The organism is Variovorax sp. MHTC-1, from assembly GCF_003984645.1.
Classification (GTDB): Bacteria; Pseudomonadota; Gammaproteobacteria; order Burkholderiales; family Burkholderiaceae_C; genus Variovorax.
On sequence record NZ_RWKI01000031.1, the window covers coordinates 1 to 12,254 of the forward strand.

10 protein-coding genes and 1 pseudogene are annotated in these 12,254 nt (G+C 63.2%); 4 read left to right on the plus strand and 7 right to left on the minus strand.

Annotated features, from left to right (window positions below; translation table 11 throughout):
* The coding region (locus tag EJI01_RS26215) for a transposase (RefSeq protein WP_148112373.1) at positions 1-369 on the minus strand (369 nt) is incomplete at its 3' end.
* A 330-nt stretch (positions 370-699) separates the two neighbouring features.
* Complete coding sequence (locus tag EJI01_RS28930) at positions 700-897, minus strand: hypothetical protein (RefSeq protein WP_185879066.1); 198 nt, start codon at positions 895-897, stop codon at positions 700-702.
* 26 nt (positions 898-923) lie between these two features.
* On the opposite strand from EJI01_RS28930, the pseudogene EJI01_RS29740 reads away from it, so the two are divergent.
* Positions 924-1,280: pseudogene (locus EJI01_RS29740) on the plus strand (LysR family transcriptional regulator substrate-binding protein); the annotation flags it as partial.
* A 56-nt stretch (positions 1,281-1,336) separates the two neighbouring features.
* Here EJI01_RS29740 and EJI01_RS29495 read toward each other — a convergent pair.
* Complete coding sequence (locus tag EJI01_RS29495; protein ID WP_260602694.1) at positions 1,337-1,669, minus strand: LysR family transcriptional regulator; 333 nt, start codon at positions 1,667-1,669, stop codon at positions 1,337-1,339.
* 47 nt (positions 1,670-1,716) lie between these two features.
* Between EJI01_RS29495 and EJI01_RS26235 the strand changes: the two genes are divergently transcribed.
* Genes EJI01_RS26235 through EJI01_RS26245 form a run of 3 tightly spaced genes read left to right on the plus strand, consistent with a single transcriptional unit; the run spans position 1,717 to position 5,783 of the window.
* The gene (locus tag EJI01_RS26235) at positions 1,717-2,733 is read left to right on the plus strand and encodes a Bug family tripartite tricarboxylate transporter substrate binding protein (RefSeq protein ID WP_126840052.1); all 1,017 of its coding nucleotides are present in this window, start codon (positions 1,717-1,719) and stop codon (positions 2,731-2,733) included.
* 2 nt (positions 2,734-2,735) lie between these two features.
* Positions 2,736-3,539, plus strand: a complete 804-nt coding sequence (locus EJI01_RS28935; RefSeq protein ID WP_185879068.1) for an alpha/beta fold hydrolase — start codon at positions 2,736-2,738, stop codon at positions 3,537-3,539.
* A 33-nt stretch (positions 3,540-3,572) separates the two neighbouring features.
* Positions 3,573-5,783, plus strand: coding sequence for a DUF6351 family protein (locus EJI01_RS26245; RefSeq protein ID WP_126840054.1), 2,211 nt, complete (start codon positions 3,573-3,575; stop codon positions 5,781-5,783).
* Between the two features lie 73 nt (positions 5,784-5,856).
* Here EJI01_RS26245 and EJI01_RS26250 read toward each other — a convergent pair whose 3' ends face one another.
* The 4 genes from EJI01_RS26250 to EJI01_RS26265 are packed head-to-tail and all read right to left on the minus strand — an operon-like array spanning position 5,857 to position 12,252.
* Entirely contained in the window at positions 5,857-6,522 is a 666-nt protein-coding gene (locus EJI01_RS26250; protein ID WP_126840055.1) for a glutathione S-transferase family protein, read from the minus strand.
* A 14-nt stretch (positions 6,523-6,536) separates the two neighbouring features.
* Complete coding sequence (locus EJI01_RS26255; protein ID WP_126840056.1) at positions 6,537-7,721, minus strand: acetyl-CoA C-acyltransferase family protein; 1,185 nt, start codon at positions 7,719-7,721, stop codon at positions 6,537-6,539.
* Complete coding sequence (locus tag EJI01_RS26260; RefSeq protein WP_185879069.1) at positions 7,718-11,224, minus strand: indolepyruvate ferredoxin oxidoreductase family protein; 3,507 nt, start codon at positions 11,222-11,224, stop codon at positions 7,718-7,720. Before EJI01_RS26260 ends, EJI01_RS26255 begins: the two co-directional genes overlap by 4 nt.
* 38 nt (positions 11,225-11,262) lie before the next feature.
* Entirely contained in the window at positions 11,263-12,252 is a 990-nt protein-coding gene (locus EJI01_RS26265; protein WP_126840058.1) for a Bug family tripartite tricarboxylate transporter substrate binding protein, read from the minus strand.
* Between the last annotated feature and the right edge of the window lie 2 nt (positions 12,253-12,254).

Below are 12,254 nucleotides of genomic sequence, written 5' to 3' on the forward strand. Positions count from 1 at the left end.
CACGCGGTGGCTGTGCATGCTCTTGACGTGGACACGGCTGTACCAGCCGGTGCGCAGGATCTGCGCGATTCCGCGCGCGTCGTTGCGGTCGGTCTTGTTGCGCATGGCGGCCAACGTGTTCTTGACCTGCCTGGCTTCCATGCAGATCACCTCGAAGCCGGCGGCCTGCAAGCCATAGGCTAGGAACTGAGTCAGCGTGCCGGCTTCCAGGCCGACGGACTTCACGTCGGCACTGAAGCTGCTCAAGCACTGGGCAATCGCAGCTGGCTGCGCTGCGGTCTTGGCTTCGTGGCACACCTCGCCATGCTCATCGACGATGCAGATCGAAACGGAGCGCAGCGACACATCGATTCCGGTGAAGTACGTCATTCGAGCTCTCCTTCGTAAACGGACTACGAGTCTAGAGAGACAGCTCCGCGGGCTACCGGGCCCGCCCGATCACCGATGCTTATGGCGGCGGATTCAACCGGTCGACGCAACACATTGGTTGAACATCTCAGCTGGCGTCCTGTTGCCCAGTTCACTCAAGTGGCGAACACCGGCCACTTCATCGCTCTGGAAAGGTCCGATGTGCCGGCCCGCCTGCTGAACGAGAACGCGTGATCGCGCCGAAGTCACTTGATCCAATCGATTGGTCTACCCTAGAGAAAGTGTTTGACGGAAGCTGAGTTCCGAATCCGCAAGCCTTGCCTCATGGCGTCAGTTCTTTGCTGGTGCCGGAGGAGTTTTGCGCTTTCGTCCGACGGGTCTTGGCATTTCGGGCCGCGAACGCACGCGGACAGCCGTCGCCTTGCGCAGGAACTCACCCAAGCGAATTGCTGCATCGCCCATGCCAGCCTTGGGCTGCAGGATGCCGATCGGCTCGATGTGCACGGCGTCGCCTACGCGCAGTTCCACGAGCTCGCCTTCGTCCAGCAGCGGTCGTGCCCAGCGCGCGCCACCAGCACGGCCAGGGGGTTGTCCGCTTGGTTGCCTCCGCGGCTGCAACGAACGGATTGCTGCTTGACACGCTCCCGGAATTCAGTGACCAATATCCCGGCGTCCAGGTTCACCTGGCGGAAGCAGAGGGGCAGGACCAGCTGCTGGCTATTGCACGCGGCGAGGTGGACCTGGTCGTCTGCCGCCGGCCGCCCGTGCTCCCGGAAGGATGGGAGTTTCATCCGCTGCGCGACGACCGGTACGTGATCCTCTGTCGGGCAGACCATCCGTTGGCGGGCGCCCGTTCGCTGAAATGGTCGGACATCGCAAAGGCCAATTGGCTTGTGTTGCCGGCGGGCGTTGCGGCCCGGCAGCGCTTCGACGACCTCGCGCGCAACTTCCCTCTGCCGGCACGTACTTATCCGGTGGTGACGCGGTCGCTCAACATGCTGTGGCGCCTGACGATCTCCGCGCCGTCGGCTACTCCCATCATCAGCTGGCGAGCCACTGGCAACAAGTCTGCACAGGCGGGCGTCGGCCGCACGCCGCGCGCGTGACGCTCGAACAGGCGCACCTCCAGCAACTCCTCCAAGTAGGCGAGTGTCTGGGAAACCGAAGATTGCGTCATGCCGATCGCATCCGCCGTGCGCTGCACGCTGCCGAGTTCAGCCAATGCCAGGATCACCTGCACGTGGCGGAACTTGCCGCGGGCGAGCAGCCGGTTCAGGAAGACGGTGGCGCTGTGCGGCAAGGTATCGGGAAGTCTAATGGATAACCCGGCGAATTAATTCGACGGCGATGGGTGCGTCGGCCGAAGATGCGGACAAACAAGGAGACAACGTGAAAATGCTCTTGCGCTTCGCAGCTGCCGTGGCGGCCGGCTTCCTGGCCACGTCCGTCGTCCATTCCCAGCCCGCCGACTGGCCCGCTCGTCCGATCCGCATCATCGTCCCCGCGCCGGCAGGTGGTCCCTACGACCAGGTTATCCGCCCGGTTGCCCAGCACATGTCTACGGCACTGAAGATTCCCGTGGTCGTCGAAAACCGGCCGAGTGCCGGAAATATCGTCGGTACACAGGCTGGCGCCAATGCCGCACCAGACGGCTACACACTCACCATGACGGGCATGCTCAACACGATCGTGCAGGGCATGTACGAGAACGTTCCTTTCGACATCGTGAAGGACTTCGAACACATCGGCGAGATCGGCCGGGCCGCGCAGTGGCTGGTGGTGCGCAGCGACGCTGGCATCAACTCATTCGAGGAACTTCTGCAACGCGCCAAGCGGGAGCCGGGCAAGATCAACTACGCCAGTTCCGGCGCCGGCAGCACCGGCCACCTGGTGATGGAACAGCTGCAGCGCGCCGCCGGCATCCAGCTCACGCACGTGCCCTACAAGGGCGGTGCCCCGGCACTGCAGGACGTGTTGGCCGGCGTGGTGTCAGTGATCGTGATTCCACCCAATGCCGCGCTCAGCCACGTGCAGGGCGGCAAGCTCAAGGTGCTGGCAGTCAGCAGTCCCGAACGCAGTACCGCGGTGCCCAACGTGCCAGCATTCGCGGAGCTGGGTTTCAAGCAGCTCACCGTCAGTTCCTGGGTCGGGGTCTCCGCGCCAAAAGGAACGCCTGCGCCCATCGTGCGCAAGCTCCATGCGGTCCTGCAAGTCGCCGTCAACGATCCTGCAGTGGTCAAACTGCTGGAGTTCCAGGGCATGACACCCGCCGCTTCCACACAGGAACAGTACGCGCAGCTGGTGCGCGCCGACACGGAGCGCTGGGGCCAGCTGGTGCGAAGCCTGAACATCAAGGCAAACTGATCGTGCCTTTCGTCGAAGCCGGCGGGCGCCGCATCTACTACGAGCGCCAGGGCGAAGGCCCGGCAGTTCTGTTCCTGCATGGCGCCGGTTCCAACGGCGCTACCTGGTGGCAGCAGCTGCCCGCCTTCGGCGCGCGCCACACCTGCATCACCATGGACATCCGCTGCTTCGGCCGCTCGGTCGCGCCGGTCCAGGAGTTCGCGTTAGACACCTTCGTCGCGGACGCGATCGCCATTCTCGATCGGGAGGAAGTGGAGCGAGCCGTGCTCGTCGGCCAATCGCTAGGGGGTTTTATCGGGCTGAGGCTATCCCTGAGTCATCCCGACCGCGTTGCCGCTTTCGCTGCCTGCGACAGCTCGCTCGGCGTCGACCACCCCGTGTTGCTCAACATCTTTGCCAGTCGGCGAATCACGCAGCGCGCCGTCAATGTGGAGCAGCGTTCTCTCGGCCGCTGGTTCCTGGAGAACCATCCGGAGAAGGCACAGTTGTACGCCCAGATCAACCACTTCAATCCGAGCGCACATTCGATTCCCAGCGCCGAATGGGGCGAGGCGCTCGCTGCGTTGCTGCAGCCGGACAAACTGCTTCCTGTGCAAGCACTGGGCGGACTCGCCTGCCCGACGCTGCTGCTGGTAGGCAGTGAAGATCCGATTGTGCCCGTGGCCGTCATGCGAGAGGTGGCCGAGCTGATTGAAGGCAGCGAACTCGCCGTGATCGACGACGCCGGGCATTCCGCGTACTTCGAGAAACCGCAAGAAGCCAATCGGAACCTGCTGGACTTCATTGCGCGACGAGCCCGCTATTGAGCGACCCGCGTTCCCTAACGCCCAGGAGACTTCATGTTTTACAACCGCCTGATGCCTGTTGCGTGCGCAGCAGCGATCACCGCCCTCCTCCCCGCGTGCGGGGGAAGCAATGATGCCCCACCCGCAACCATCAAAGTCCTCTCTTCGCGTGCTTCGCTCGCCACCGGAGGGAGCGCTTTGGTGGAAATCCCTCTCCCGGCAAACTTGTCCACCGACCAGGTCAAGGTGCTGCGTAACGGCGTGGATGTGACAAGCTCGTTCAGCGCCAGGGACGCGCGCACACTCATCGGTGTTGTCGAAGGCCTCTCCGATGGCAACAATGAAGTCCAGGCAGTGAATGGATCTTCGGGCGCCGCCGTGGCGATGGGCACCATCAAGAGTTCTCCGATTACGGGACCGCTATTCGCCGGACCTCACCAGAGGCCCTGGATCTGCGAGACCGAGGCTTCTGGTCTGGGAGCGCCGACGTCGTCGACGGTGTGCACCGGCAACTCGCGCGTGGAGTGGTTTTACCGGACCACGGCCGGAACGTTCGCGCCGCTCACCCAGCTCAGCCAGCCCTACCCCAGCGATCTGGCCAAGACCACGACGATCGAGGGCAAGTCAGTCAACTACATCGTGCGGGTCGAGTCCGGCACCATCAACGAGTCCATCTACCGGATTGCGATCCTTGACGATCCGGCCAAACCTATTTCCAAGCCGTGGACGACCAACGGCACCAAGCCGGGCGCCGGCTGGAATGGCAAGTTGATGTACCAGTACGTGGGCGGTGCGGGTCCCGGTTATCGGTCCGGTTCAAACACCGCGGCGGGGGCGCTGCTGGCGCAGGACAGCATTCGCTCCACCGACGACGCATTGAACATGGGCTTCGCAGTCGCGACGGGGACACGAAACGTATTCGGGACCGGCCAGGACGATGCGCTTTCCGCCGAGACCACGGCGATGATCAAGGAACACTTCATCAAGAACTACGGCCTGCCGAAGTTCACGATCGGCCTCGGTTCTTCGGGCGGATCGATGCAGTTGCATCTCATCGCTCAGAACTACCCTGGTCTGCTCGACGGGATCAACACAGTTCGCACCTACCCCGACCAGGTGTCGGTCGTTTCGGACGTCCTCGACTGCAATGTGTTGACCAACTACTTTACCAAGACGGCTGCGGGAAGTTGGCCCGTGAGCAAGATCTCCAAAGTCGATGGCTATCCGGTCGTGGACAACTCGACGACCTGTCTGGGCTTGTGGCAGAACTTCGCCAACGTCTGGCAGAACCCGTCCAACAGCCAGTTCGGGTCTTCGGTGCCGATCGCTATGCGCTACGACGCGGTCACCAATCCGAAGGGAGCGCGGGGCGACTACTGGTCGGGCAATGTGAACAGCTTCGGCGTGAACCCGGCCAATGGGTTCGCACGCTCCGCATACGACAACGTCGGTGTGCAATACGGACTGAACGCGCTGAACAGTGGCGCAATCTCGACCACGGAGTTCCTGGACCTTAACGAGAAAGTCGGTGGCCTCGACATCGACGGCAAGATCACGACCTCGCGCTCTTCGGGCGACTTGCTGGCGATTGCCAACGCGTACAAGTCGGGCCGGCTCAATTCCGCCGTGAACCTGACCTTGCCAATGATCGACTATCGCAACTATGTCGATGACCAGAGGAACATTCACGCTCGCGACCGAACGTTCGCAAAAATCGAGCGTATGTTGAAGACGAACGGCACCAGGGACAATATGGTCGCATGGACGGTCGCTGGCACGCCCGCCCCCGGCACCAACCTGATCCGGCAGGGCTTGACCGCGATGAACGAGTGGCTGGACAAGCTTTCCGCAGACCCGGCCAACTTGGCGCTCGATCCCGGCAGCCGCGAATACCTGAACCGAGTCATCGCAGCGAAACCAGCGACCACCAAGGACGCTTGCTGGGATTCGGCGGGAACGAAGTTCGAAGAGGCGGCCACCCTCGATCCGGCGGCCCAATGCAACAAGCTTTACCCGATCTACGCGAACCCTCGGATTGTGGCTGGCGGCACGCGCGCCGGCGACGTTCTGAAGTGCCAACTGAAGCCCGTCACGCCCGCAGACTACAGAGTCACGTTTACCGCGCCCGAGTTGACGCGCTTGAATGCGATCTTCCCGACCGGGGTGTGCGATTGGTCGAAGCCGGGCGTGAACCAGAGCCTTCCCGACGGCGTGTGGCTGAGCTTTGGGCAGGTCCCCGGGACATGGACGGTATTGGGTCGCTGACGGGACGGCGCCGCGTGCCTGCTGGCGGTGCTTGACGCGACAAGAGCTTGCGCAAGCAACTGCGGATGCGCGCTTAGGCCGCGGTATCCGGCGCGGGCACTGTGGAAACGCCTTGCGCTGCCGCGGCGGCTTCCTGGGATTGCAGGGCGCGGCGGTACCCCTCACGCTGCTGCAGACGTTCCCAGTACGCCTTCACTGCCGGGGTGAAACGGGATACAAGCCCAAGATGCTGCGCCAGCAACAGCGCGTACCCAACCGAGACATCCGCGGCCGTGAAGCGACCGGCGCACAGATACTCTTGCTGGGCCAGCAGGGGCTCCAGCGTGCGCAACCGTGCCAGAAACCATTTGGAATAGTCCTCTGCAACGATTGCCAGACCCCGATCGGGCTCAAATCGCGCGTACCGCAGCGCGAGCGTCTGCGGAAACGTGAGCGTGGCTTCGCCGAAGTGGAGGTAGTTGAGGTAGGCGCCATAGTCATCTTCCGCGGGCTCGACCTGCAGCGACGTCGGGGCGCTCAATGCGCAAAGATACTGGCAGATCGCTGCCGACTCGGTCATTCGCGTGCCGCCGTTAATCATCAACGGGATGGTACCCAGTGGATTCAGGTCGAGGTATGAGCGCTCCAACACGCGGGGTGGAAACGGCAACATCCTCAGTTCATAACGCACGCCCAGTTCTTCCAGCATCCAGAGCGGACGGAAGGAACGCGCGCTCACGCAGTGGTACAGGGTGATCACGGGCAACGGAGCGCTCACACGCGTTCGAAAATTGCCGCAATGCCCTGGCCACCACCGATGCACATCGTGGCCAAGGCGTACCGCCCGCCAACGCGATGGAGTTCATGAATCGCCTTGGTGGTGATGATCGCGCCGGTCGCCCCGACAGGATGGCCGAGCGAGATACCGGACCCGTTGGGGTTCACCTTCGCGGGGTCGAACTCGAGGGACCGGCTCACGGCGCAGGCCTGGGCGGCAAACGCCTCGTTCGACTCGATCACATCAAGATCATCCACGGTCAAGCCCGCGCGTCGCAGCGCCAGGTGAGTCGCTGGAACAGGGCCGATCCCCATGAACCTGGGATCCACGCCTGCATGCGCATAGCTCACGAGCCGGGCCAGCGGCTTCAAGCCGCCTTCCGCGATGCCCTCCTCCGTGGCGAGCACCACTGCGGCGGCGCCGTCGTTGAGCCCCGAGGCATTGCCGGCCGTGACGGTGCCGTTCTCCTTGAACGCCGGCTTCATCTTCGCAAGTTGCTCCAGGGTCGTACCGGCGCGCACATGCTCATCGGTATCGAAAACGACGGTTCCCTTTCGGCTCTCGAGCGCGATGGGAACGATTTGCGACTTGAACCTTCCCTCGGAGATGGCCCTGGCCGCGCGGGCCTGGCTTTCCACAGCCAACTCATCCTGCATCTGGCGCGTCACCGCAGCCCGCTCCGCAACGTTTTCAGCGGTGATGCCCATGTGGATCCGATGGAAGGGATCGTGCAGGATGCCCAGCATGTAGTCCGTGGTCTGCATGTCTCCCATGCGGCCGCCCCATCTTGCGCCCGCCATCACGTAAGGACTCCGGCTCATGGACTCCGCTCCCCCTCCCACGGCAAGGGTTGCCTCGCCCAGCATCAGGGTGTGCGCCGCCGAGATGATGGCCTGCAAGCCCGAACCGCAAAGTCGGTTCACGTTGAACGCGGGAGTCTGCTCGGGAATGCCGGAATCCATCGCCGCCACACGTGCCAGGTAGGCATCCTTGGGGTCGGTGGGAATCACATTCCCCATGACGACGTGGCCGACTCTTGCCGGATCAACCCGGCTACGATCCAGCGCTGCCTGAACAACCGCCGTGGCCAGTTGCGTGAGCGGGACGTCTTTGAGTGACCCGCCAAAGGTGCCGATGGCCGTGCGCACCGCCGCCACAACGTACACGTCATGGTTCTTCATGTCAGTGCCACTTCAGGGGTTTGCGTCGAATCAACGTCGCTGACGACAGGCTTGCTCAGTTCGCCCAGGAGGTAGGCCTCGCGGATATGCGCGGCTTTGATGTTCGCCTCTTTGACGTGTCCGTAGCCGCGCATCGTCTGCGGTAGCCGTGCAAGTTCGAGAACAGTAGCCACCTGGTCCGGCCGCGCGCTCGTGAGCGCCTGGCGCATCTGTGCGACGTAGTGCGCGATCAGTGCGCGCTCGGTTCGGCGCTCTTCGGTGTAGCCGAAAATGTCAAACGGAGTGCCACGCAGACGCTTGCCCTTCGCCAGCCAACGGAACGCGGTAGCGACCCAGGGTCCGTACGATTTCTTCAGCAGGTGGCCCTTCGCATCCCGCTTGGCCAACAGGGGCGGCGCCAGGTGGAAGTGCAGCTTGTAGTCGCCTTCGAACTCGCGTCCGATGCGGTCAAAGAATCCGCTTTCCGTGTAGAGACGAGCGACTTCGTACTCGTCTTTGTAAGCCATCAACTTGTAGAGGCTCACAGCGATCTCGCGGGCCACGCGCTCCGACCCAAAACGAGTCTTCTCGAGAGCCGCAAGCTCGCGCACGGTGTCCTCGAAGCGCTGCGCGTAGCTGCCACCCTGATATTCGGTGAGCCGTTTCCTACGGTCGGCAAGCAGCGCATCAAGGGCAAGCGCCCGCTGCGGCATCAGCATGACCTGCGCCTTGTCCAATCCAGCGGCGGCGCGCACCTTGTCCACGTCAAGCGCCGCTTGCCGTCCCCAGGAGAACGCTGCCTTGTTCATTTCCACCGCCGCGCCGTTGAGTTCGATGGCGCGCAACAGCGCTGCCTCCGATAGCGGCACCCTTCCGGATTGCCACGCGAATCCGAGCATGAAGACATTCGTGGCCACCGCATCACCCATCAATTTGGTGGCGAGCCGGGACGCGTCTACCGTTGCCGCGTTCTTCACGCCGGATTTCAGCTGCTCAAGCAACTCCTGGGGACGCGCCTGCCAATCGAGATTCTTCAGGAAGCTGCCCGTCGGCGCCACGTCCGTGTTCACCACCGCCGCCGTCCGCTCAGCGCTCGAGGCATTCATCGCCTCCTTGCCGGCGCCAACCATGAGGTCGCAAGCCAGCAGCAAGTCCGCCTGCTTCTGGCCGACACGCGCCCCGTAGAGCGCATCCGGGCGGGCCGCAAGGCGCACATGCGACATTACCGCGCCCCCTTTCTGCGCCAGGCCCGCCATGTCCATGACGATCACGCCCTTGCCTTCGATGTGCGCCGCCATGCCCAAAAGCGCACCGATCGTGACCACGCCGGTGCCGCCGACACCGGTGATCAAGACGTTATACGGCTGATCCAGTGCGGGAATGTGCGGTTGCGGCAGGTCCGAGGGCGGTGTCGCCTTGCTCTTGGATGCTTTGCGCAGACCACCGCCCTTGACCGTGACGAAGCTCGGACAGAAGCCCTTGACGCAGGAATAGTCCTTGTTGCAGGAACTCTGGTCGATCGTCCGCTTGCGGCCGAGCGGCGTTTCGAGCGGCGTGATGGATACGCAATTCGATTGCACGCCGCAGTCGCCGCAACCTTCGCAGACTTCCTCATTGATCACAACGCGCCTCGGAGGATCCACCGCTTCCTTCTTCTTGCGGCGGCGGCGCTTCTCAGCCGCGCAGGTCTGCGCATAGACGATCACGGAAACACCGGGCGTGTCGCGCAAGCGCCGCTGCACCGCATCCAGTTCGTCGCGATGGCTGACCACTGTGCCTTCCGGCAGTCCGCCCAGCGCCTTCCACGCATCAGGATCATCGGACACCAGGTGCACATGTTTGACGCCCTCGGCTGTGACCTGCTGGACGATCTGGATTGCGCTCAATGATCCCTCGACCGGTTGACCGCCCGTCATGGCGACTGCGTCGTTCGCAAGGATTTTGTAGGTGATGTTCACGTTGGCGACGACGGCCGCGCGCAAAGCCAGCGAACCCGAATGGCTGTATGTACCGTCCCCGAGGTTCTGGAAGATGTGGCCTTCCGAGGTGAATGGCGCGTGCCCGATCCAGGCTGCCCCTTCGCCGCCCATCTGCGTGATGTTCGTGGTGCTGCGGTCCATCCACGTCGCCATGGCATGGCAACCGATGCCGGCCCCCGCGCGCGAACCCTCGGGCACCTTCGTGGATGTATTGTGCGGACAACCCGAGCAGAAGAAGGGCAACCGCTGCGGCAGCGTCGCGTCCAGGGCGGCGGCGCAGCCTGCGTCCGCCAGGACTGCGGTGGCCGACTGTGGCAATGCACCCGCACCGAGCACCTGCAGCAGCCGTTGGGCAATGACCTTGGCGATGAGCGCGGGCGAAAGCTCGCCGTTCGGGGGAAGCAGGAATCCCTTCGGCGAGCGGACCCATTCCCCCTCGCCTTCAGCCTTGCCGACCACGCGCGGGCGTTCGCCCAGGGGCGCGTTGTACAGCTGTTCCTTGACCTGCGGCTCGATGATGCCGCGCTTCTCTTCCACGACCAGAATCTCGTCCAGGCCTTGCGCAAACTCCGCAACGCAGTTCGGTTCGAGCGGCCAGGTGACGCCAATCTTCAGCAGGCGCACACCGAGGGACTTCGCGCCCGCTTCGTCGATGCCAAGCAGCGAGAGCGCTTCCCGCGTGTCCAGGTAGCTCTTGCCGGTCGTGACGATGCCCAGCTTTGCATTGGGGACGCTCCATTCCTGGCGGTTCAACCCGTTCAGCCGAACATACGCCAGCACCGCATGGAGCTTGTCTCGAAGCAACCGCTCTTCCTGCTCCATCAGCGGATCCGGCCATCGAATCGACAAGCCGCCCGCGGGGATCGGGTGATCGACCGGCACCTTGATCTCGATCGCCATGGGATCGATGTCGAACGACGACGTGGTCTCGATGGTTTCGCTAATCGCCTTGAAACCTATCCAGCAGCCCGAATAGCGCGACATCGCCCAACCGTGCAAGCCGAATTCCAGGAACTCGCGTACACCGGAGGGATTGAGCACCGGCATCGCGGCGGCGATGAATGCCTGTTCGCTCTGATGCGGCAGGGTCGATGACTTGCAGGTGTGATCGTCACCCGCAATGGCCAGCACGCCGCCAAACTTGGAGGTGCCCGCGATGTTGCCGTGCTTGAAGACGTCGCCGCTGCGATCCACGCCCGGCCCCTTGCCGTACCACATGGCAAACACACCGTCGACCGTGGCCTTGGGGTCCATGCCGGCCATCTGCGCGCCCCACACCGAGGTGGCAGCCAGCTCCTCGTTCAAGCCAGGGTTGAACTTGATGTTGTGCTGCGCCAGATACTTGCCCGCCTTCCAGAGCTCCTGGTCAACCGAGCCCAGCGGAGAGCCGCGGTAGCCCGACACAAAGCCGCCGGTGTTGAGCCCGGCGGCCTCGTCTTTTGCCTTCTGCGCCAACAGCAAACGAACGAGCGCCTGCGTCCCCGTCATGAAGACACGGCCCTTTGCGAGTTCGTACTTGTCGTTGAGGGAGATAGGGGTACTCATGAATTTTCTCCGCGAACTGGGTCTGGGTGGGCGTGCATTCAGTCGGCAACCGCACCGGAGCGCTTCACCAGCTTTTTGTGCTTCTCCAACTCGGTCACGAAGAAGGGTCGTGTCTGCTCGGGCGTGGTCGTCGTGAGCGTGAAACCCTGCGCCAGGAAGCTGTCTTGAACCTCCTTGTGGGCCATGGTGTCCTTGATCCTTCGGTACGCATCGGCGACCACAGGTGCCGTCATGCCGGCCGGCCCGATCAGGGCAATCCAGCTCTCGAACTCGAAACCAGGAAGTCCCGTTTCGGCCAGCGTCGGCACGTCGGGGAAGGCCGAATTGCGCTTGGCTGAGGTGACGGCGATGGCGCGCAGCTTGCCGGACTTGATGTGAGGCGCCGCCACCACCAAGGGCAGCATGCCGAAGTGCACTTGCCCGCCAATGATGTCGGTGGTCATCGCGCCCGTACCCTTGTACGGCACGTGCTGAATGTCAACATCTGCTTCGCTTGTGAAGTACTCCGCAGCCAGGTGCAGTACGGTCCCGTTGCCTGCCGATCCATACGCGAAAAGCTTGGGGTTGGCCTTGAGCTCCGCAATGAACTCGCGCGTCGTCTTCGCCTTTACCGTGTCCGGATTCACCACCAACACCACAGCGGAGGTCGCGATCACTGAGATCGGCGTGATGTCCTTGATCGCGTCGAAAGGAACGCGCTTGTAGATGAAGGGGTTGATGACGTGGTTGGAAGACACCATGCCCAAGACGGAACCGTCCTTGACTGCGCGCACGATCTGTTGCGTGCCGATCATCCCTCCCGATCCTGGCAGGTTCTCAATCACGATGGGACGGCCGAAAGCTGCGCCCATGCTGTTGGTCATGGCTCGCGCCACGGCGTCGACCCCCGAGCCCGCCTGGTTGGGCACGATGAGGCGCAATGGCCTGCCATCGGCAGTCTGCGCGTGCACAGGCGAAAGTGCATTGGCAAGGCCGAGGAGGGAAAGGGCGATAACGGCTCGCCGGCCGAAAAACGCAAGAGCGCGCATTG